At 71.3% G+C, this 20,222-nt stretch carries 21 protein-coding genes and 1 tRNA gene; 7 read left to right on the top strand and 15 right to left on the bottom strand.

Annotated elements, in window-relative coordinates:
- Positions 1-38 precede the first annotated feature (38 nt).
- Complete coding sequence (locus tag JSY13_RS05935; RefSeq protein WP_259608084.1) at positions 39-575, bottom strand: gamma carbonic anhydrase family protein; 537 nt, start codon at positions 573-575, stop codon at positions 39-41.
- A gap of 139 nt (positions 576-714) precedes the next feature.
- On the opposite strand from JSY13_RS05935, the gene JSY13_RS05930 reads away from it, so the two are divergent.
- Entirely contained in the window at positions 715-1,200 is a 486-nt protein-coding gene (locus JSY13_RS05930; RefSeq protein WP_259608083.1) for a Dps family protein, read from the top strand.
- An 84-nt stretch (positions 1,201-1,284) separates the two neighbouring features.
- Here the strand turns inward: JSY13_RS05930 and JSY13_RS05925 are convergent, their stop codons facing one another.
- The 5 genes from JSY13_RS05925 to JSY13_RS05905 form a co-directional block, all read right to left on the bottom strand.
- A complete protein-coding gene (locus JSY13_RS05925) occupies positions 1,285-2,772 on the bottom strand; it encodes an amidohydrolase (protein WP_259608082.1) in 1,488 nt (495 codons plus the stop codon).
- Complete coding sequence (locus JSY13_RS05920) at positions 2,769-4,253, bottom strand: alanine/glycine:cation symporter family protein (RefSeq protein ID WP_259608081.1); 1,485 nt, start codon at positions 4,251-4,253, stop codon at positions 2,769-2,771. The genes JSY13_RS05925 and JSY13_RS05920 overlap by 4 nt, the downstream gene beginning before the upstream one ends.
- Positions 4,254-4,334: 81 nt before the next feature.
- Positions 4,335-5,333 carry an Fpg/Nei family DNA glycosylase gene (locus JSY13_RS05915; RefSeq protein ID WP_259608080.1) on the bottom strand — a complete coding sequence of 333 codons (999 nt, stop codon included), beginning with the start codon at positions 5,331-5,333 and terminating at the stop codon, positions 4,335-4,337.
- Position 5,334: 1 nt separating this feature from the next.
- Positions 5,335-5,820 (bottom strand): ribose-5-phosphate isomerase, encoded by a 486-nt coding sequence (locus JSY13_RS05910; protein WP_259608079.1) that lies wholly within the window; start codon positions 5,818-5,820, stop codon positions 5,335-5,337.
- Between the two features lie 48 nt (positions 5,821-5,868).
- Positions 5,869-7,050: a ferrochelatase gene (locus JSY13_RS05905; RefSeq protein ID WP_259608078.1), complete on the bottom strand. Its 1,182-nt coding sequence runs from the start codon at positions 7,048-7,050 to the stop codon at positions 5,869-5,871.
- 142 nt (positions 7,051-7,192) lie between these two features.
- Between JSY13_RS05905 and pepN the strand changes: the two genes are divergently transcribed.
- The 3 genes from pepN (at position 7,193) to JSY13_RS05890 (ending at position 11,366) form a co-directional block, all read left to right on the top strand.
- Complete coding sequence (gene pepN / locus JSY13_RS05900) at positions 7,193-9,766, top strand: aminopeptidase N (protein ID WP_259608077.1); 2,574 nt, start codon at positions 7,193-7,195, stop codon at positions 9,764-9,766.
- 71 nt (positions 9,767-9,837) lie between these two features.
- Positions 9,838-10,920 carry a mechanosensitive ion channel family protein gene (locus JSY13_RS05895; protein WP_259608138.1) on the top strand — a complete coding sequence of 361 codons (1,083 nt, stop codon included), beginning with the start codon at positions 9,838-9,840 and terminating at the stop codon, positions 10,918-10,920.
- Positions 10,917-11,366 carry a globin gene (locus tag JSY13_RS05890; RefSeq protein WP_259608076.1) on the top strand — a complete coding sequence of 150 codons (450 nt, stop codon included), beginning with the start codon at positions 10,917-10,919 and terminating at the stop codon, positions 11,364-11,366. Before JSY13_RS05895 ends, JSY13_RS05890 begins: the two co-directional genes overlap by 4 nt.
- 29 nt (positions 11,367-11,395) lie before the next feature.
- On the opposite strand, the gene JSY13_RS05885 is transcribed toward JSY13_RS05890, so the two are convergent.
- Positions 11,396-12,061 (bottom strand): DUF8185 domain-containing protein, encoded by a 666-nt coding sequence (locus JSY13_RS05885; protein WP_259608075.1) that lies wholly within the window; start codon positions 12,059-12,061, stop codon positions 11,396-11,398.
- 43 nt (positions 12,062-12,104) lie between these two features.
- Here JSY13_RS05885 and JSY13_RS05880 point away from each other — a divergent pair, with 43 nt between their 5' ends.
- On the top strand, positions 12,105-12,998 hold the full coding sequence (locus JSY13_RS05880; protein ID WP_259608074.1) for an acyl-CoA thioesterase: 894 nt from the start codon (positions 12,105-12,107) through the stop codon (positions 12,996-12,998).
- Between the two features lie 6 nt (positions 12,999-13,004).
- Here JSY13_RS05880 and JSY13_RS05875 read toward each other — a convergent pair whose 3' ends face one another.
- The 7 genes from JSY13_RS05875 to JSY13_RS05845 all read right to left on the bottom strand — a co-directional run bounded on the left by JSY13_RS05875 (position 13,005) and on the right by JSY13_RS05845 (position 19,044).
- The gene (locus tag JSY13_RS05875; RefSeq protein ID WP_259608073.1) at positions 13,005-13,481 is read right to left on the bottom strand and encodes an acyl-CoA thioesterase; all 477 of its coding nucleotides are present in this window, start codon (positions 13,479-13,481) and stop codon (positions 13,005-13,007) included.
- A complete protein-coding gene (ettA, locus tag JSY13_RS05870) occupies positions 13,474-15,153 on the bottom strand; it encodes an energy-dependent translational throttle protein EttA (protein ID WP_259608072.1) in 1,680 nt (559 codons plus the stop codon). Before ettA ends, JSY13_RS05875 begins: the two co-directional genes overlap by 8 nt.
- 101 nt (positions 15,154-15,254) lie before the next feature.
- Complete coding sequence (locus tag JSY13_RS05865) at positions 15,255-16,250, bottom strand: bile acid:sodium symporter family protein (protein WP_259608071.1); 996 nt, start codon at positions 16,248-16,250, stop codon at positions 15,255-15,257.
- Between the two features lie 123 nt (positions 16,251-16,373).
- Positions 16,374-16,934, bottom strand: a complete 561-nt coding sequence (locus JSY13_RS05860) for a DUF6993 domain-containing protein (RefSeq protein ID WP_259608070.1) — start codon at positions 16,932-16,934, stop codon at positions 16,374-16,376.
- Between the two features lie 149 nt (positions 16,935-17,083).
- Positions 17,084-17,650: a single-stranded DNA-binding protein gene (locus tag JSY13_RS05855; protein WP_259608069.1), complete on the bottom strand. Its 567-nt coding sequence runs from the start codon at positions 17,648-17,650 to the stop codon at positions 17,084-17,086.
- Positions 17,651-17,782: 132 nt separating this feature from the next.
- Positions 17,783-18,310 carry a peptide-methionine (S)-S-oxide reductase MsrA gene (gene msrA, locus JSY13_RS05850; protein ID WP_259608068.1) on the bottom strand — a complete coding sequence of 176 codons (528 nt, stop codon included), beginning with the start codon at positions 18,308-18,310 and terminating at the stop codon, positions 17,783-17,785.
- Positions 18,311-18,417: 107 nt separating this feature from the next.
- The gene (locus JSY13_RS05845; protein ID WP_259608067.1) at positions 18,418-19,044 is read right to left on the bottom strand and encodes a LysE family transporter; all 627 of its coding nucleotides are present in this window, start codon (positions 19,042-19,044) and stop codon (positions 18,418-18,420) included.
- Between the two features lie 95 nt (positions 19,045-19,139).
- Between JSY13_RS05845 and JSY13_RS05840 the strand changes: the two genes are divergently transcribed.
- Complete coding sequence (locus tag JSY13_RS05840) at positions 19,140-19,400, top strand: hypothetical protein (RefSeq protein WP_259608066.1); 261 nt, start codon at positions 19,140-19,142, stop codon at positions 19,398-19,400.
- Between the two features lie 42 nt (positions 19,401-19,442).
- Here JSY13_RS05840 and JSY13_RS05835 read toward each other — a convergent pair.
- Positions 19,443-19,515: transfer RNA gene (locus JSY13_RS05835), tRNA-Arg, on the bottom strand.
- A gap of 59 nt (positions 19,516-19,574) precedes the next feature.
- Here JSY13_RS05835 and orn point away from each other — a divergent pair.
- Entirely contained in the window at positions 19,575-20,201 is a 627-nt protein-coding gene (gene orn / locus JSY13_RS05830) for an oligoribonuclease (protein WP_259608065.1), read from the top strand.
- Positions 20,202-20,222 lie beyond the last annotated feature (21 nt).

Genomic DNA, 20,222 nt, shown 5'->3' with positions numbered 1-20,222 from the left:
CAGCCTACCGGTGCGCTCCGGCCGCGGCGGCGACGGGATCAGAGGGCGGTCGCGTTCCGGTGGGTCTGCACGTGGCGGAGGTAGATCTCGGCGTTCTCGATCAGCCCGGAGCGCTCCTCCTCGGTGAGCGCCCGGCGCACCTTCGCCGGCACCCCGGCGACGAGCGACCCGTCCGGCACCTCGGTGCCGCCGAGCACGACCGCGCCGCCGGCGACCAGGCATCCGCGGCCGATCACGGCGCCGCTGAGGATCACGGCGCCCATCCCGATCAGCGACCCGTCGCCGATGCGGCAACCGTGCACCACCGCGTTGTGCCCGATCGACACCTTCGCGCCGATCTCCGCGGCGTGGCCGCTGTCGACGTGCACCGAGACGTTGTCCTGCACGTTGCTGCCCGCCCCCACCGTGATCGGGGCGGAATCGCCGCGCAGCACGGCGTTGTACCAGACGCTGGCGCCGCGTGCCAGGCGCACCTCGCCGACGATGCGGGCGCCGGCGGCGACGAAGGCGTCCTCGGCGAGCTCGGGACGGCGATCGGGAAGGGCGATGACGGATGCTCCGGGGGCGACGGTCATGCTGCCGAGACTACCGCGATCGCGGTCGCTCCCCCGGAATCCCGCGGCACTAAGCGTTGCCTCAGCTTGCTTGCGGAATGCGGAGGGCTGAGTAGCGTTGGACATGTCAGGCCCGGAGAACACACACTCGGAGGATCCCATGAGCAAGGCACAGACCGTCCCCACCACCGCCGTCGACCCGACCATCGCGGCCGCCGCCGCACAGTTCCTCTCCCCGATCGTCCTGGGTCTGGAGGCGCTCACCGTCAACGGCAAGCAGGCGCACTGGCACGTCCGCGGCGCGAACTTCGTCGGCGTCCACGAGCTGCTCGACACGATCGTCGCCCACGCGGGCGAGTTCGCCGACACCGCCGCGGAGCGGATCGTCGCGCTCGGCCTGCCGATCGACGCCCGCCTGTCCACCGTCGCGGAGAAGGCCGGGAAGACCGCCGTTCCCGCCGGCTTCACCCAGTCCGACGACCTCGTCCGCGCCGTGATCAGCGACATCGACGCGATCCTCGCCGACGTCAAGGCCGCGATCGAGGGCCTGGACGAGGTCGACCTGACCAGCCAGGACGTCGCGATCGAGATCATGCGCGGTCTCGAGAAGGACCGCTGGTTCCTGGTCTCCCACATCGCCGCCTGACGCCCGACGACCCGAGCCCGCCCGTTCCCGACCCCGGGAGCGGGCGGGCTCCGTCGTGTCGGCCGCGTGGTCTCCGGTTTCGTCTCAGCCGAGGTGCGTGAGGCGTCCGCCCAGCAGCGTCGCCGCCACCGGCATCCCGCGCAGCTCGGCGGCCGACGCCGTCCGCGGGTCCCGCCCGCACACGGCGAGGTCGGCGTCCGCTCCGGGGCGCAGCTCCGCCTCCCCGTGCCGGCTGCTCGCGCGCAGGGCGGCGGACACCGGCACCCGCTCCTCGGGATGCCAGGGCGCCCGGTCGTCCCCGGTGCGGGCGACCGCGGCGGCGATGCCCAGCCAGGGGTCCAGCGGCGCGACCGGGGCATCCGATCCGAACCGCACCGGGACGCCGGCGGCGAACAGCGAGGCGAGCGGATAGCCGATGGCGTCCTGGTCGCGCCACAGACGCGTCGCGAGATCCCTGTCGTCCACGGCGTGCTGCGGCTGCACGCTCGCGACGACGCCGAGCCGGCCGAACCGGGCGAGATCGGCGTGCCGCACCAGCTGCGCGTGTTCGATGGTGCCGCGCGCCTGCGTGTAGGTGAACGCGTCGAGCGCCGCGGCCACGGCGCGGTCGCCGATCGCGTGCACCGCGACGTCGATGCCGGCCGCGGTCGCCGTGGTGAGCAGCTCGCGCAGCTCGTCCGGTGCGATGGTGAGCACGCCGGTGTTGCCGGGGTCGTCGGCGTAGGCGTGCGAGCAGGCGGCGGTGCGGGTGCCCAGGGATCCGTCGGAGATGAGCTTGAGCGGGCCGACCCGCACCAGCCCGCCGGTATCCGGGAGCTCCGCACCGGTGCGCAGGCCCTCGTCGATCGCGCGGGTCAGCCCGGGTGGGTAGAACGCGAACTCGACATGGTGCAGGTCGAAGCCGGCCACGCAGCGCCGCCGCCACGCTTCGGCGTTCCAGGCCATGTCGAAGTCCACGATCCCGGTCACGCCGCGCGCCGCTGCGCGGCGTCCGGCCTCCTGCACCGCGGCGTCCGCCAGCGCGTCGTCTGCGGCGTTCAGCCGGCGGGAGATCTCGAAGGCCTCCTCCTCGCGCAGCATGCCGTCCTGGGCGGGCGGGAAGCCCTCCCGCCGGATCGCGGCCGAGTTCAGCCACACGCTGTGCACGTCGGCGTTGATCAGGTAGGTCGGCACGTCGCCGGTGACCGCGTCCAGGGCGGCGAGGTCCGGGCGATCGGGCCACAGGCCGTCGCGCATGCCGGCGCCGACACGGCGGCCGTCGGGCAGCGGTGCGGCGGCCGCCATCACCGCCGCCGCCTCCGCCGCGCTGCGCACCCCGCCGAGAGGGACCCGCTGGGAGTCCAGCGCCCACTGCACGGTGTGCACGTGATGGTCCCAGAGCCCCGGCAGCACCCAGCATCCGTCGGCCTCGAGCACCGCCCCGCCGGGGGTGAGCGCGCCCGCCGGGGCGATGTCCGCGATCCGCCCGTCCGCGATCGCGATGTCGATCGGATCGTCGGATCCGAACAGCGCCGCCCCGTCGACGGGACGCGCGCCGCGGATGAGGGAGATGCGCTCGCCCGCGGCAGTCACGCCTTCCCGCCGTCGGCGACCGGGACGGCCTGGGTCTTCCACTCCTCCCAGCCGGGTTCGCCGGCCATGAAGGCGTCGACCTCCGCGGTCGTGGCGCGCAGCTTCGGATCGTTGTCCAGGTACTTCTTGGTCTCCCGCGCCACGAGACCGGACAGGATGAGCAGGCCGATCAGGTTCGGCAGCGCCATCAGGCCGTTCATCACGTCGGAGAACGTCCAGACCAGGCTCAGCTGCACCGTGCAGCCGACGAACACGACCAGCGAGAACAGGATGCGGAACGGCATCACCGCCCGCCGGCCGAGGAGGCGCTCGATGTTCCGCTCGCCGTAATACGACCAGCCGAGGATCGTGGAGCCGGCGAACATCACCAGGCCGATGGTGACGATGTAGTGGCCCCAGTCGCCGGGCAGACCGTGCGAGAAGGCGGCGCCGGTCATCACGGCCGGGCTGATCTGCTGCCCGGTGGCCGGGTCGATGTCGTCCCAGGTGCCGGTCGCGATGATCACCAGGCCGGTGCAGGTGACCACGATGATCGTGTCGATGAAGGTCTGCGTCATCGAGACCAGGCCCTGACGGACCGGATGACTGGTCTTCGCGGCCGCGGCGGCGATGGCCGCCGACCCCATGCCGGACTCGTTCGAGAAGACGCCGCGGGCCACGCCGTACTGCACGGCGATGATGATCGCCGACCCCGCGAACCCGCCCACCGCGCTGGTGCCGGTGAACGCGTCCGTGAAGATCTGCGCGAACGCCGCCGGCAGGGCGCCCACGTTGACGATGAGGATGTACAGCGCACCCAGGACGTAGAAGATGATCATGATCGGCACGAAGCCTGCGGTGACGCGGCCGATCGACTTGATGCCGCCGACCAGCACGAGCAGCGCGAACACCGTCAGTGCGATGCCGGTGACCCAGGTGGGGACGCTGAAGCTCGCCTCGAGGTTGCTCGCGATCGAGTTGCCCTGGGTCATGTTGCCGATGCCGAAGCAGGCGATGACGGCCGCGATGGCGAAGAACAGCGCGAGGAACCTGCCGAACGGGCCGGGAATGCCGCGCTCCAGATAGTACTGGGGGCCGCCCGACTTCTCCCCGGCGTCGTCGGTCTTGCGGAAGCGCACGCCGAGGAAGGCCTCGGAGTACTTCGACGCCATGCCGAGCAGGCCGGTGACCCACATCCAGAACAGGGCGCCCGGACCGCCGATGCCGATCGCGGTGGCGACGCCGACGATGTTGCCGGTGCCGACGGTGGCGGCCAGCGCGGTGGTGAGCGCCTGGAACTGGGAGATGTCGCCGTCGGCGCCGGGGTCCTTGCGCGTGAACAGGCCCAGCCGGAGGGCCGCGCCCAGGCGCAGGAACTGCAGGCCGCCGAGGCGGATGGTCAGGTACAGCCCGGTGCCCAGCAGCAGCGGGATGAGGAAGAACGGCCCCCAGATGAAGCCGCTGAGGGCGCCGAGCGCCTGTTCAAGACCGGTCAGGTCCATGCCGTCTCCTGTCGTGCGTCGTCGCGATGGGACTCCGTCATCCTACGCACGGGGGCGGGCCATCCTCGGCAGGCGCGGCGCTCAGCGCTGGCAGGACGGGCACCAGTACAGCTTGCGGGCGCCGATCTCCTCGAGGGCGATCTCGGTGCCGCACACGCGGCACGGCAGCCCGGCGCGGTGGTACACCCAGTGCCGGTCGTCGCGGTGGGCCATCGCCGCGCGGTACTGCTCCGGGGTGAGGTCGTCCATGGTCATCATCTGGCCGGTCTCCACGCCGATCGCCAGCAGCTTCACCCAGTCCCGCCACAACTCCCGCACCACCTCCTCGGGCACGTCGCGGCCGGGCGTGTGCGGGTTCAGGCGGGCGCGGAACAGCATCTCGGCGCGGTACACGTTGCCGATGCCGCTGATCACCGCCTGGTCCATCAGCAGCAGCGCGATCGGGGTGGCCTTGCGGCGCACCGTCCGCACGAAGCGCTCCTCGCCCTCGGCGGGGTCGCCCACCAGCGGATCGGGACCGAGCCTGGCCACGGTGGCGAGCATCTCGTCCGGCGTCTGCAGTTCGCACGCGGTCGGGCCGCGCAGGTCGGCGCAGGTGATGTCGGTGAGCAGCCGCAACCGCACCTGCCCGACCACGGGCGGCGGCCACTGATCGCCCTCGTCGGCCAGACCGCTGGTCTGCTCCGACATCCGCACGTGCACGCGCGCCCGTCGGGGCGCGCCGATCGAGGACAGCGAGTTCTCGCCCGCGTCGTCGAAGATCGCCTCGTCGAGGTCGGTGCCGCGCTGGTTGGTCTGCCCCATCCGCCCGTTCGCGGAGGCGATGGTCGGGTCGACGAGGATCTCGCCAGAGAAGTCCCAGGCGCCGTACAGGCCGAGATGCACCCGCAGCCACAGCTCGCCCTCGACCTCGAGGAACATCTGCTTGCCGACGGCCTTCGCCTGCAGCGCTTCGCGCCCGTCGAGCACCGCCGCGCCCTCGGCGAAGCGGCCCTGCGGGCTGGACGCCTGCAGCGTCTTGCCGACGAAGTTGCGCTGGAACTGCCGGGCGATCCGGTGGACGGAATGACCCTCGGGCATGTCACGCCCGCGGATCCGGCAGCAGCGACCCGTCGCGCTCGAAGTCCGCGATCTGCCGGATGCGGCGCACGTGCCGCTCGTCCCCCGAGAACGGGGTGCCGATGAAGCGGTCGATGAAGGAGACGACCTCCTCGAAGGTGTGCTGCCGGGCGCCGATCGAGATGACGTTCGCGTCGTTGTGCTCGCGCGCCAGCTCGGCCGTGGACAGGTTCCACACCAGCGCGGCACGGATGCCCTGGACCTTGTTCGCCGCGATCTGCTCCCCGTTGCCGGAACCACCGAACACGACGCCGAGGGCGTCCACGCCCGCCGCCTGGTCGGCGACGACGGCCTGCGCGGCGCGGATGCAGAAGGCCGGATAGTCGTCGACGGAGTCGTACTCGACCGGGCCGTGGTCGACCACCTCGTGCCCGGCGGACCGGAGGTGCTCCTGCAGCCGGGTCGAGAAGTCCAGGCCGGCGTGATCGGTGGCGATGTGGATGCGCATGGGGTCAATCCTATTCGCGGGCGTCGACAGGCTCCGCGTGCGGTGGGGTCAGGGGGCGAGACCGGCGGCGGCGGGCTTGAAGCCGGCGCGGACCTTCTCGCAGCATCCGGGCCGGCACACGTCGTACGACGGCAGGGCGGTGACGTGAGCACGCTCGGCGTCCGGTCGCCCCTCCAGCCGTTCCCGCACCAGGTCGACGATGCCGGAGACGAACGCGGGCGAGACCCCCGGGGTGGGCGTGCGCGCGAACCGCAGGCCGGCGTCTGCCGCGGCCTGCGCGGCCTCGGTGTCCAGGTCCCAGAGGACCTCCATGTGGTCGCTCATGAAGCCCACCGGCACGACGACGACGGCCTTCCGGCCGCGGCCGGGCAGCTCCTCGATCACGTCGCACACGTCCGGCTCGAGCCACGGCTGCGAGGGCGGGCCGGAGCGGGACTGGTAGACGAGCTCCCACGGCACGTCGCCGGCCGCGGGCAGCAGCTGCGCCACCCGATCCATCACCCAGGCCGCGACCGCCTCGTGCTGGGCGGCGTACGCGCCGCCCTCGCCCCAGTCGATGTCGCGCGGGCCGGACCGCTCGGCGTCCGCGGTGGGGATGCTGTGCGTGGAGAAGAGCACCTGCACCTCCTCCGGGGCGAGCCCCTCGCCGAGCATGCCCGCGATCGCGACGTGGACGCCGTCGACGAACGCCTGCACGAAGCCGGGGTGGTCGAAGAACGGCCGGATCTTGTCGATCGTGACGACGCCGCCGAGAGAGGTGGCCTCCAGCACGCGGGCGAAGTCCTCGCGGTACTGCCGGCAGCTGGAGAAGGAGCTGTAGGCGCTGGTGGCGAAGGCCAGCAGCGTGGTGTCGCCGTTGCGGGCCGCCTCGGCGACGGCGTCCTCGAGGTACGGTGCCCAGTTCCGGTTGCCCCAGTACACCGGCAGGTCGATGCCCTGCGCGGCGAGCTCCGCCTCCAGCGCGGCCTTCAGCTCGCGGTTCTGCGCGTTGATCGGGCTCACCCCGCCGAAGTGCCGGTAGTGGTGGGCGACCTCCTCGAGCCGCTCGTCCGGGATCCCGCGGCCCCGGGTCACGTTCCGCAGGAAGGGGATGACGTCCTCCTGCCCTTCGGGACCTCCGAATCCGGCGAGCAGGATCGCGTCGTACGCGACCGGCTCCTCGACGTGGCGGGGGCCGCCCGCAGCGGCGGGCGACGCGTGGGGAACGGCATCCGATACGTTGACAGTCACCCTGTCATCCTCGCATCCGAACCCTATGAGCGAGCGCGGAAGAGATGCGCGGCGCCCGCTCTGGCGTAGGCTGTCAGGGTTGTCGCCGGCGCCAGCAGCGTCGGCTTTGGGACGACATCCCCTCACCCCTGGGAGAACAGCTGTGCCTGGAGAGAACCTCACCCGCATCGAAGCGCAGGAGCGCCGCGCCGTCATCGACACGCGTTCCTACGAGATCGCCCTCGATCTCACCAAGGGCGCCGAGGTGTTCGGATCGCGCAGCGTCGTGCGCTTCTCCGCGACGCCGGGGAGCTTCACGTTCATCGACCTCATCGCGCGCGAGGTGCGCGAGATCTCGCTCAACGGTGAGCAGCTCGACCCGAACGAGGTGTTCGCGGACTCGCGCATCGCGCTGAGCGGCCTGCAGGAGGAGAACGTCCTCGTCGTGGACGCCGACTGCCTGTACACGAACACCGGCGAGGGCCTGCACCGCTTCGTCGATCCGGTCGACGGCGAGGTGTACCTGTACACCCAGTTCGAGGTGCCCGACTCCCGGCGGGTGTTCGCGGTGTTCGAGCAGCCCGACCTGAAGGCGACGTTCCAGTTCACCGTCACGGCGCCGGCGGCGTGGACCGTGGTGTCGAACTCCCCCACGCCCGAGCCGATCGTGCACGACCCGTCCACGGGCAGCGAGCCGACCGCGACCTGGGGCTTCGAGCCCACCCCGCGCATCTCCTCGTACATCACGGCGCTCATCGCGGGGCCGTACGAGGCGACGTTCTCCGAGTTGACCAGCGCCTCCGGTCGCGTGATCCCGCTCGGCGTGTACGGCCGCAAGAGCCTGTGGCAGCACGTGGACGCCGAGGACATCTTCGAGAAGACCCGGCAGGGCTTCGCGTACTTCGAGTCGAAGTTCGGCGTCCCCTACCCGTTCGCGAAGTACGACCAGCTCTTCGTCCCCGAGTTCAACGCCGGCGCGATGGAGAACGCGGGCGCCGTCACCTTCACCGAGACGTACGTCTTCCGCAGCAAGGTGACGGATGCCGTGAAGGAGCGCCGCGTCGTCACGATCCTGCACGAGCTCGCGCACATGTGGTTCGGCGACCTGGTGACGATGAAGTGGTGGAACGACCTCTGGCTGAACGAGTCGTTCGCCGAGTGGGCCTCCACGATCGCCACGGCGGAGGCCACGGAGTGGACCGAGGCGTGGACGACCTTCAACGCGATGGAGAAGACCTGGGCCTACCGACAGGACCAGCTGCCGTCCACGCATCCGATCGTCGCCGAGATCAACGACCTCGAGGACGTGCAGGTCAACTTCGACGGCATCACCTACGCCAAGGGCGGCTCGGTGCTCAAGCAGCTCGCCGCCTGGGTCGGCATCGAGGCGTTCTTCGCCGGGGTGTCGCAGTACTTCCAGAAGCACTCCTGGGGCAACACCGAGCTGAACGACCTGCTCGTCGAGCTGGAGGCGACCAGCGGGCGGGACCTCGGCACCTGGTCGAAGAAGTGGCTGGAGACGGCGGGCGTGAACACGCTCTCCCCGGTCATCGCCGAAGACGCCGAGGGCGTCATCACCCGCTTCGCGGTGACGCAGACCGCGCCGGCCGACTACCCGACCATCCGGCCGCACCGCCTCGGCATCGGCTTCTACGACCTGGTCGACGGCACCCTCGCGCGCAGGCACCACATCGAGGTCGACATCGACGGCGACCGCACCGAGATCCCGGAGCTGAACGGTCGCCGCCGCCCCGACCTGGTGCTCCTGAACGACGAGGACCTCGCCTACGCGAAGATCCGCCTGGACGAGCGCTCGCTGGCCACCGCGATCGCCCACCTCTCCGACATCGCCGATCCGCTGGCGCGCTCGCTGGTGTGGGGCGCCGCGTGGGACCAGACCCGCGACGCGGAGAGCGCGGCATCCGATTACATCGACCTGGTCCTCGGCAACATCGGCCGGGAGACCGAGTCGACCACGGTGCGCACCACGCTCGCTCAGCTGCAGACCGCGGTGAGCCTGTACGTCGCCCCGGAGAGCCGCGCGGCCGCGCGGGAGAAGGTCGCCGACCGGCTGTGGGCGCTCGCGCAGGAGGCCGCCCCGGGCGGCGACAACCAGCTGCAGTTCGTGACCGCGTTCGCCAACTCCCTGGTCACTCCCGAGCACGCCGGCATCGTCGGCCGCCTCCGCTCCGGCGAGGAGACCCTCCCGGGCCTGGAGATCGACGCCGACCTGTCCTGGCAGCTGCTGGTGGGCCTGGCCACGGTGGGCGCCACCGACACGCAGGCCATCGACGCCGCCCTCGCCGCCGACAACACCGCCAAGGGGGCCGAGTTCGCGTGGATGGCGAAGGCCGCACTGCCCACCCCCGAGGCCAAGCGCGCGGTGTGGGACGCCCTGGTCGAGCACGACGACCAGCCGAACACGATCGTCCGCTCGGCGGCGGCCGGCTTCGTCCACCCGTCGGGCGCGGCGGTGCTCGCGGAGTTCGTGCCGGCGTACTTCGACATGCTGCTGCCGGTGTGGGAGTCGCGCACCTATCAGATCGCGCAGTACCTCATCGTGGGCCTGTACCCGAAGGCGCTCGCCGACACCGCCCTGCGCGACGCGACCCGCTCCTGGCTGTCGGCGCACCAGGACGCCGCCCCGGCGCTGCGCCGCCTGGTGGCCGAGAACCTCGCCGACGTCGAGCGGGCCCTGGCCGCCCAGGCGAGGGATGCGGACCGCGACGACAGCTGATCGTCCGAACCCTCGGAGGCCTCCGCGCGCTCAGCCCGCACGGAGGCCTCCGTCGTTAGGATCGGGAGGTGATGCTGCTCCCCCTCGAGACCGCGCCGCCCGAACCCGACGTCACCGACCCCGGCTGGTGGGGCGCCGTCCTCGCCGGACTCGTCGAGATCGGCATGAAGGCGCTCGGCGTGCTGGCCATCATCGTCGCCTGCGTCCTGGTCGCGCTGATCCTGCGCGGTGTGATCCACCGCATCGTGAAGCGGATCGTGGACAGCGCGAAGAGCAAGGCCGCCGTCGACGACACGCAGGCCCTGGAGCGATCCCCTCTGGCCGACATGCGCCTGGTGCAGCGCACCCGCACCCTGGGGTCGATCCTGCAGAACATCGTGAACGTGATGCTGGTGGTCATCGCGATCGTGCTCATCGTGAACCACCTCTCCCCCAGCCTGCTCGGCTCGCTGACACTGCTCACCGCCGCCGTGGGGGCCGGCCTCGGCTTCGGCGCGCAGAACATCGTCAAGGACGTGCTGAACGGCATCTTCCTCGTCGCCGAGGACCAGATCGGCATCGGCGACGTCGTGGACCTGGGTCTGGCGACCGGCGTCGTGGAGTACGTCAGCGTCCGGGTCACCCAGGTCCGCGACGTGAACGGCACGCTGTGGTACGTCCGCAACGGCGAGGTCACCCGGATCGGGAACATGTCGCAGGGCTGGGCGCGCGCGATCATCGACCTCGGCGTGCCGCCGGACGCCGACCTCGCCGCCGTCGAGAAGGTGATGCTGGAGACCGCGCAGGGGCTGGCGAAGGACGCCAAGTGGCGCACCCGCATCATCGAGAAGCCGGAGATCTGGGGGCTGGAGTCGATCGACGGCGATGCGCTCGTGGTCCGCGTCGTGATGAAGACCAGGGCGAACGCGATGGACGACGTGTCGCAGGAGCTGCGCCGCCGGCTGCACGCCGCGCTCGCCGAGAGGGAGATCGGCATCCCGAAGATGTCCTCGGTGATGCTCACCGGGCTGGAGGGGGCGCGGCGGGTGCGCGGGGCGAACCCGCCGAAGACCCGGCCGAACGCCGTCACCGGCGTGCCGAAGCCGCTCGAGCGCGGCATCTGGCGGCGGAAGCGGCCCGCCGGCCAGCAGGACGATCAGGAGGCCCCGAAGTGACGTTCTACGACGAGGTCGGCGGCCACGCCACCTTCGAGAAGCTCGTCGCCGCGTTCTACCGCGGCGTCGCCGAGGACCCGGTGCTGCGTCCGATGTACCCGGAGGAGGATCTCGGACCGGCCGCCGAGCGGCTCACGCTGTTCCTGGTGCAGTACTGGGGCGGGCCGACCACCTACGGCGAGCGGCGCGGCCACCCGAGGCTGCGGATGCGGCACATGCCGTTCCACGTCGACCCGGACGCGCGCGATCGGTGGCTGCGGCACATGCGGGCGGCCGTGGACGAGCTCGGGCTGTCGCCGATGCACGAGGCCACGCTGTGGGACTACCTGGAGCGGGCGGCCCACGCCATGGTGAACACCTTCGAGCCCTCCGGCATCGGCCCCGCCCCCGGCGGGCGCCCGACGCTCGAGACGCGCGCGGCGGAGGACCCCGGCGCCACCGGCTGAGCCCGCTCTGCCGCGTGCGGCGGGTGCGCTCAGGCGCTCCGGCCGGTCGCCCTCACCTCGGTCAGACCCACGGCCGCCGGACCGCGGCTGAGCACGTGGCCGCGCTGGAACGCGAGCCGCGTCCAGCGGCCCGAGGCGGTGACCGGGACCCGCTCGGCGCCGGAGATGAACCCGAATGCCTGGGCCGCGAACGCGACCCCGCGCGGGAGGTCGCCGAGGTCGGCATCCGGCTCGCCCCACACCGACGCCCGCACCGCGCGCACGACGTCCTCCCCGGACTGCGTGCCGGTGGCGCGCGCCACGGCGGACATCCCCCACTGCGCCCGCTCGGCGATCGCCGAGGCGGTCAGCGCGGCGATCGGCGCCCACCCGCTGCGGGGCGGGGACACGCCCGCCCACGCGGGCGAACGCGCCGTGTCCGGCAGCTCCAGGGCCCGCTCATCGTCGCTGGCGCGCAGCTCGTCCACGACGAGGTCGCACTCCAGCTCGGGGTCGGCGTGCACGATGCGCATCGCCAGCACGGTCGGGGTGCGGTCGAACAGCCCCTGCGGGGCGAGTGCGGCGGCGGTGAGCACGAGCACGCCGCCGGAGGCCTGCAGCCGCACGCCGTCGTCGGAGATCGCCCGGGCGCGGCCGGCGAAGGTCAGCACATCGCGCGCGGTGGGCGCGTCGGCGAGGACGAGGCGAGGGGGCACGCCTCTAGACTACCGAGCAGGGACCGACCGGAAGCGGGGTGCGATGAGCGAGGACGGCAGCGCGAGGGAGTCCGTCGACCGGCTGCTGCGCGTGCTCGATCTCGCCGACTCGCAGGCGCGCACCACGGAGGACATCTTCACCGGCATCTCGCATCCGATGCCCACCGGCCGCATCTACGGCGGACAGGTGCTCGCCCAGTCGCTCATCGCCGCCGAACGCACGATGCCGGAGGGGCGCCACCTGCACTCCATGCACGGCTACTTCCTGCGGTCCGGCGACGCCGGCCAGGGCCTGACCATCGCGGTGGACCGGATCCACGACGGCCGCTCCTTCTCGACGCGCCGCTCGCAGGCGTATCAGAACGGCGTGCCGATCTTCTCCATGATCGCCTCCTTCCAGGACGACGGTCCCGGCGTCGAGCACGCCGCGCCCATGCCCGAAGGCATCCCGGCGCCGGAGGACGTGCCCGGCGACGAGGAGCTCGCGGCGTCCGTGCATCCGCTCACCGGACGGATGCTGCGCGACCGCCCCGCCGACCTGCGCCACGTCGAGGGGCCGATCTACCTCGCCCCCGGTGCGGAGCGCACGCCGCAGCAGGCGGTGTGGATGCGGATGCGGGCGCGCATGCCGGACGACCCGCGGCTTCACCAGGCGGCGCTCGCCTACCTGAGCGACATGACCATCCAGGAGTCGATCCTGCGCGCGCACGGCGTGGCCTGGTCGCTGCCCGGGCTGAAGGTCGCCAGTCTCGATCACGCCATGTGGTGGCACCGGTTCGCGCGGGTCGACGAGTGGCTGCTCTACCTGCAGGAGTCGCCGAACGCGCGCGGCGGCCGGGGGCTGGCCACCGGCCGGATCTACACCAGGGACGGGATGCTCGTCGCCAGCGTCGCGCAGGAGATCATGGTCCGGGTGCCGGACGAGTCCGCCCCGTGAGCCGGTTCAGCGCCGGTTGTACTCGATCGGGTCGCCGAGGTACGGCTCCCACGCGGCCCGCAGTTCCGGGGTGATCCGGGTCGGCCGGCCGGTCGCCGCGTCGACGAGGACGATGACCGCGGTGGAGCGGGCGTACAGCATCCGTCCGTCGCTCTCGGGATGGTTGTACACCTCGTAGCAGACCTCGACGCTGGAGCCGCCGAGCTTGCCGAACCACATCTGCACCTCGAGCGGGCGGCGCTGGTAGGGCACCGGCGCGAGGTACTCGATCTCCTGCCGCGCGATGAGCGTGAGGACGCCCTGCTCGATGCCGGAGTCGAGGAGCGCGGTCGGGGGCGCCTCCTCCCCCGGCGCGGCCTTCCAGAAGGCGCGCACGCGGGCCTCCTCCAGCAGCTTCAGCATGGAGGTGTTGTTGACGTGGTTGAACGCGTCGAGGTCGCCCCAGCGCAGCTGGATCGGGATGTGCAGCTTCCGGTCAGTCACGGGTGAGCTTGCGGTGCGTCGTGCGGTGCGGGCGGGCGGCCTCCGGGCCGAGACGCTCGATCTTGTTCCGCTCGTACGACTCGAAGTTGCCCTCGAACCAGTACCACTGCGCCGGGTTCTCGTCCGTGCCCTCGTAGGCGAGGATGTGCGTGGCGATGCGGTCGAGGAACCACCGGTCGTGGGTGATGACCACCGCGCACCCGGGGAACTCGAGGAGCGCGTTCTCGAGCGAGCTCAGGGTCTCCACGTCGAGGTCGTTGGTCGGCTCGTCGAGGAGCAGCAGGTTGCCGCCCTCCTTCAGGGTGAGCGCGAGGTTGAGGCGGTTGCGCTCACCGCCGGAGAGCACGCCCGCCTTCTTCTGCTGGTCCGGGCCCTTGAACCCGAACTTCGACACGTAGGCGCGGGACGGGATCTCGGTCTTGCCGACGGTGATGATGTCCAGCCCATCGGAGACGACCTCCCACAGGGTCTTCTCCGGGTCGATGTTCGCCCGGGACTGGTCGACGTAGCTGATCTTGACCGTCTCGCCGATCTTCAGGTCGCCGCCGTCGAGGGGCTCCAGACCGACGATGGTCTTGAACAGCGTGGTCTTGCCGACGCCGTTCGGACCGATCACGCCGACGATGCCGTTCGGCGGCAGGCTGAAGCTGAGGCCGTCGATGAGGGTGCGGTCGCCGAAGCCCTTCTGCAGGTTCTTCGCCTCGATCACGACGGTGCCCAGGCGCGGCCCCGGCGGGATCTGGATCTCCTCGAAGTCGAGCTTGCGGGTGCGCTCCGCCTCGGCCGCCATCTCCTCGTAGCGGGCCAGACGGGCCTTCGACTTGGTCTGGCGGCCCTTGGCGCTGGAGCGGACCCACTCCAGCTCGTCCTTCAGGCGCTTGGCGAGCTTGGCGTCCTTCTTGCCTTGGATGTCGAGGCGCTCGGCCTTCTTCTCCAGGTACGTCGAGTAGTTGCCCTCGTACCCGATCAGCCGCCCGCGGTCGACCTCCGCGATCCACTCCGCCACGTTGTCCAGGAAGTACCGGTCGTGGGTGATCGCGATCACGGCGCCCTTGTAGGACTGCAGGTGCTGCTCGAGCCAGAGCACGCTCTCTGCGTCGAGGTGGTTCGTGGGCTCGTCGAGCAGCAGCAGGTCGGGCTTCTGCAGCAGCAGCTTGGCCAGCGCCACGCGGCGCTTCTCACCGCCGGAGAGCGGGCCCACCGGGGCGTCGGCGGGCGGGGTGCGCAGCGCGTCCATGGCCTGCTCGAGCTGCGAGTCGAGGTCCCAGCCGTCCGCCGCGTCGATCTCCTCCTGCAGCACGCCCATCTCGGCGAGCAGGGCGTCGAAGTCGGCGTCCGGGTCGGCCATCAGTGCGGAGATCTCGTTGAACCGGTCGACCTTCGCCTTGATCGCCACGCCCTCCTGGATGTTCTCCAGCACGGTCTTCGACTCGTCCAGCTCGGGCTCCTGCATGAGGATGCCGACGCTGTAGCCCGGCGTGAGCTTGGCCTCGCCGTTGGAGGGCTGGTCGAGTCCGGCCATGATCTTCAGGATCGTCGACTTGCCGGCGCCGTTCGGGCCGACCATGCCGATCTTCGCGCCGGGCAGGAACGACATGGTGACGTCGTCGAGGATGACCTTGTCGCCCACGGCCTTGCGGGCTCGGACCATGGAATAGATGTACTCGGCCACGAAGCAGCGCTCCTTCTGTCGGCGGGCATGCGGATCGGGCGGCGGGCCCGACTCTCCAGCCTAACGGGTGGCGCGGACGGAGGCGGGCCGAGGGGTCGGCGTCAGCCGGCGCCGCGCGCGGCGGCGGCGCGGCGAGCGTCCGCCGGCACCCGGCGCGACCAGAACCCGGCGAGCAGAGAGCCGGAGACGTTGTGCCAGACCGAGAAGATCGCCGCCGGCAGCGCCGCCTCCGGGGTGAAGTGGGTGCGCGCGAGTCCCGCTGCCAGCCCGGAGTTCTGCATGCCGACCTCGATGCTCACAGCGCGCCGCGAGGCCTCGTCGAGGCCTGCGAGGCGGGCGGCTCCGTAGCCGAGGAGCAGCCCGACGCCGTTGAGGGCGATGACGACCGCGAAGATCAGCAGACCGGAGGCGAGGATCGTGGCGGCGCTGCCGGCGACCACGGCGAGGACGACGAGCGTGATGCCGACGACCGACACCAGCGGCATCCACTCGACGAGCACGTCCACGAGGCGGGGCAGGAAGCGGCGCAGCAGCAGGCCGACCGCGATCGGGATCAGCACGATCTGCACGATGGAGAGGAACAGGCCGGCCGCGTCTACCGGCAGGTAGGACCCGGCGAGGAAGAGGACCAGTAGCGGTGTGAGGATCGGCGCGAGGAGCGTCGAGACGGTGGTCATCGCGACGGACAGGGCGACGTCGCCCTTGGCGAGATAGGTCATCACGTTCGAGGCCGTGCCGCCCGGCGCGGATGCGACGAGGATCACACCGACGGCGATCGCCGGGTCCAGCTGCAGGAGCGTGACCAGCAGCCAGCCGGTCGTGGGCATGACGATGTACTGCGCGAGCACCCCGATGAGGAGCGCGACGGGTCGGCGGGCGACGATCGCGAAGTCGGACGCCCGCAGGGTCATCCCCATGCCGAGCATGATGATCATCAGCAGGGGCGTGATCCACGGTCCGAGGACCAGGAACGGCCCCGGGACGAACACGGCGATCGCCCCCGCCGCGAGCACGATCAGCGGGAACCAGGCTCCGGCGATCCGGCCGATGCGGGCTGCGGTGGTCTCAGGCGGAAGGGTGGATGCGTCGGTGTCCACCCGGACAGACTACCGAGATGCCGTCACATCCCCGGTCCCGCATGACGCGTCGGCGGGGCCGTGGGCGGGCGTCCGGCCGGTGGGCAGGCTCGGAGGCGGCCCGGCCTTTCCGGGCGGCCCGGATCACCAGTCGATCGGCCGGGTCCGGCCGATGAGGCACCGCCCGTCGCCGAGCTGCGGCATCACCGCGGTCACCGGGTCGCCCGTGGACGGCCCCACCTGACCGATCAGGCACTGGCCGTCGTGCCACGCGACCGAGAACTGCAGGCTCTCGGCCGGATTGCCGACCGTGGACTCGTCCTCCGTCACCTGCATCCGTGCCTTGTCGAACCCCGCGGCGACGAGCGCGTCGATGTACGCCCCGCCCCGCGCACGATCCTCCGACGCCCACACGCCGGCGGTGACGTGCGCGAACAGCGGCAGATTGTCCGCCGCGGTCCCCTCCGGATGCAGCACCGGCGGCTCCGCCGCGGGCGGCGGTGCGGCACCGGGGCCGGTCGTCTCCCCGGGAGGAGCGCTCGACCCGGGCGGGACCGACGACGCCCCGGCGGTCGGGGCCGCCGTGTCCCGGGCATCCGGAGCCGGCTGCCCGCACCCGGTCAGCGCCAGCAGGAGCGCGAGCACCGCCCCGTACCGCCACGGGCGGACGCTGCGGGGTGCGGCGGCGGACGATCCAGGGGGCACGCCCGTAGTCTAGGCGTCCGGCATCCGCCCGCCGCCGCAGACCACGCCCCTTCGCGCCACCACCCCGGGCCCTCCCACCGCCACCGCCCGCATCCCCCGCCGCCGCAACCGCGGGCATCGCTCGCACCAGCGGCCGTCGGGGCCCGGGGCTAGGCGTACGCCTCGGCAGGTTCCTCCTCCACCCGCGCCAGCCCGGCGTCGTCCCACAGCTCCTGGTCGCTGTCCGCGTCCTCCTCCGCCGCGCCGCCCGCGACCGGCTCGCCGGCGGGGGCCCAGCTCTGGGGGGCCGAGGGCGCGGCGACCGCCGGAGCGGGCATGGTGGTCGGCGGCACCGCGACCTCGGTCGCCTGCGGCGCTGCCCGCCGGGCGCGCAGGAACGCACTGGTCCCCCACCGCAGATCGTGCCCGATCGCATCCGCGACGATGTCCGCCGCGTACCCCTTCCGGCCGTTGCTGTCCCACTCCTTGAGCTGCAGCGTGCCGGTGATGATCACCGCATCACCGCTGCGCAGCGAGGCCTTGGCGTGCTCGGCCAGCTGGCGGAACGCAGAGACCGAGTACCAGTTCGGCTCCTTCTCCACCCACTCGCCGGTGCGGCGGTCGCGATAACGGGATGTCGTGGCCACCCGGAAGTGGACCACGGCGTCGCCGTTCGCCGTCACGCTCCTGACCGGATCTCCGCCGATGTTGCCGCGGATGGTCACCGTGTCGCTCATGTTCGTCCTCCTGTCGTGCCGGGTCCGCGCCCGGATCACTACAGCGTGCTCCGGCGCGGACGCCGGCATCAGGCTGGAAGCCGGTGCCGGTGGAGAACCCGCGGGATCCGCCCGCTGTGGAGGAGGAACGACTCAGGCGACGTACTCGGCGAACCGAGCGCGCACCTTGTTGACCTTCGGCACCGCGACGGCGTTGCAGTAGCCCTGGGTCGGGTTCTTCGCGAAGAAGTCCTGGTGGTACTCCTCCGCCGGGTAGAACTCGCCGAGCGGCTCCATCGTGGTGACCGGCTCGCCGTCCCAGTACGTGGCGGCGCGGTCGCGGGCCTTCTGGAACAGGGCGCGCTGCTCGTCGTCGGCGGGGAACATGGCGCTGCGGTACTGCGTGCCGATGTCGTTGCCCTGACGGTTGAGCTGGCGCGGATCGTGCATCGTGAAGAACGCGTCGAGGATCACATCCTCGGGGATCACGTCCGGATCGAAGGTCACCGCCACCGCCTCGGCGTGACCGGTCGTGCCGGTGCACACCTGCTCGTAGCTGGGGTGGGGTGTGGTGCCGCCGGTGTAGCCGGACACCACCGTCTCCACCCCGCGCAACGGGCGGTAGGCGGCGTCGAGACACCAGAAGCAGCCGCCGGCGAGCACGAACGTCTTCTTCGCCATGTCGATCTCCTTGTCGTCGCTACCACGCTACACCCTCCGTGTCGGCCGGGGCGTGCGTCACGGCGCGTGCGCGCACCTCACGACGGCCTCGGTGCACCGTGAGCAGCTCAGTGCACCAAGAGCAGCAGCGCGGCCACGGCGATGAACAGCCCGCCGAACACGGCGTTCAGGATGCGCTGCCCGCGGATGCTGCCGGTGAGCCGGCGGAACGGCCGCGCCGCCACCGCGAAGAAGAACCACATCACCAGCACGTCCACCGCCACGACCGTCGCGACGAGGATCAGGTACTGCGGCAGCGGATCGCGGTCGAGCCGCACGAACTGCGGCACGAAGGCAAGGAAGAACACGATCGCCTTCGGGTTCAGGATGTTGACCCAGAAGCCGCGGCGGAACATCGACCAGCGCCCCTCGCGCCGCCGTGCCGCGGGCTCCGAGGCGTCTTCGGCCTGTGGACGGGCGAGGATCAGCCGGATGCCGAGGTAGACCAGGTACGCGGCGCCGAGATAGCGGATCGTCTCGAACAGCACGGGCGACTGCGAGACGAGCAGCCCGACTCCGGCCGCGACGATCGCGATGTGCACGACGAGCGCGGCCTGCTGGCCGAGCACTCCCCAGATCGAGCGCCGCCAGCCCTCGTTGAGCGCGTTGGTCATCGTGTTGATGGCGCCCGCGCCCGGGGTGAGGCTGATGACGATGCACGCGGCGAGCAGCGAGAGCCAGATCGTCCACGTCACCAGCACAGTGTAGGGATGCCGCGCGGCGGGTGCACATCGCCCGGGAGCCGATGTCGGTGGTCGTCCTTATGTTCGAAGCACGGAAAGGAGACGACATGAACACCCTGATCGAGAACCTGCCTTCGATGCTGTGGGAGACCCCGGCGCTGCGCGGTCCCGAGCACCTGGAGCGCGCGGCCGACCATCTCTGGCGCGTGGTCGACGAGCGCGGCAGCATCCGCGGCCACCTGCGGGTCGTGGCCGATCCGCTCGGCATCCGCTACCGTGCCGAGCGGCTGCATCTGGCCTCCGGAACGTTCCGGCTCGTCGGCGAGTTCTGGCAGGCGGACGATGCGGTCGCGGCGCTGCGGTACTGAAGAACGGCGAACGCCGACCTCGGGCTCGTCGGCCACCAGGCGTGCCCCCTGCAGGATTCGAACCTGCGACCAACAGATTAGAAGGCTGTCGCTCTGTCCACTGAGCTAAGGAGGCGGTATCCCCAAGGCTACCGCGCACGATGGAGCTTCGCCCGCCATCACTAGGATGTGAGCATGGTTTCTGCCTCCGAGAACGACCGCCTGGTCTGGATCGACTGCGAGATGACCGGCCTCGACCTCGCCGTCGACGAGCTGGTCGAGATCGCGGTGGTCGTCACGGACTTCGAACTGCGCCCGCTCGATCCGGGCTTCCAGGTCGTGATCAAGCCGAGCGACGCGGCACTGGCGCACATGAACGAGTTCGTCACCGAGATGCACCGCACGTCCGGGCTTCTCGACGAGATCCCGCACGGCGTCTCCATCGCCGAGGCCGAGGAGCGCACGCTCGAGTACATCAAGCGCTTCGTCCCGCTCGAGCGCAAGGCGCCGCTGGCCGGGAACACGATCGGCACCGACCGGATGTTCCTCGCCAAGTACATGCCGCGGATCGACCAGTACCTGCACTACCGCAACGTGGACGTCTCGAGCATCAAGGAGCTCTCCCGCCGCTGGTACCCGCGCGTGTTCTTCCAGGCGCCGGCCAAGGACGGCGGGCACCGCGCCCTGGCCGACATCCTCGAGTCGATCCGCGAGCTCCAGTACTACCGCCAGGCGGTGTTCGTGACCGAGCCGGGACCGTCCAGCGACGACGCGCGCGACATCGCCGCGCGCACGGTGTCGGAGTTCACCTCAAACGTGTAATAGACTCTTCTGGTTGCCTGC

It is taken from the genome of Microbacterium neungamense, from assembly GCF_024971095.1.
Taxonomy (GTDB): domain Bacteria; phylum Actinomycetota; class Actinomycetes; order Actinomycetales; family Microbacteriaceae; genus Microbacterium; species Microbacterium neungamense.
Note: the sequence above shows the minus strand (reverse complement) of the source record. Positions and strands in the feature narration are given on the sequence as shown.

Bases quoted from the DNA above. Each gene is read 5' to 3' on its own strand.
- JSY13_RS05935 (WP_259608084.1), bottom strand. From the start codon at position 575: ATGACCGTCGCCCCCGGAGCATCCGTCATCGCCCTTCCCGATCGCCGT.
- JSY13_RS05930 (WP_259608083.1), top strand. From the start codon at position 715: ATGAGCAAGGCACAGACCGTCCCCACCACCGCCGTCGACCCGACCATC.
- JSY13_RS05920 (WP_259608081.1), bottom strand. From the start codon at position 4,253: ATGGACCTGACCGGTCTTGAACAGGCGCTCGGCGCCCTCAGCGGCTTC.
- JSY13_RS05915 (WP_259608080.1), bottom strand. From the start codon at position 5,333: ATGCCCGAGGGTCATTCCGTCCACCGGATCGCCCGGCAGTTCCAGCGC.
- JSY13_RS05910 (WP_259608079.1), bottom strand. From the start codon at position 5,820: ATGCGCATCCACATCGCCACCGATCACGCCGGCCTGGACTTCTCGACC.
- JSY13_RS05895 (WP_259608138.1), top strand. From the start codon at position 9,838: ATGCTGCTCCCCCTCGAGACCGCGCCGCCCGAACCCGACGTCACCGAC.
- JSY13_RS05880 (WP_259608074.1), top strand. From the start codon at position 12,105: ATGAGCGAGGACGGCAGCGCGAGGGAGTCCGTCGACCGGCTGCTGCGC.
- JSY13_RS05855 (WP_259608069.1), bottom strand. From the start codon at position 17,650: ATGAGCGACACGGTGACCATCCGCGGCAACATCGGCGGAGATCCGGTC.
- msrA (WP_259608068.1), bottom strand. From the start codon at position 18,310: ATGGCGAAGAAGACGTTCGTGCTCGCCGGCGGCTGCTTCTGGTGTCTC.
- JSY13_RS05840 (WP_259608066.1), top strand. From the start codon at position 19,140: ATGAACACCCTGATCGAGAACCTGCCTTCGATGCTGTGGGAGACCCCG.
- orn (WP_259608065.1), top strand. From the start codon at position 19,575: ATGGTTTCTGCCTCCGAGAACGACCGCCTGGTCTGGATCGACTGCGAG.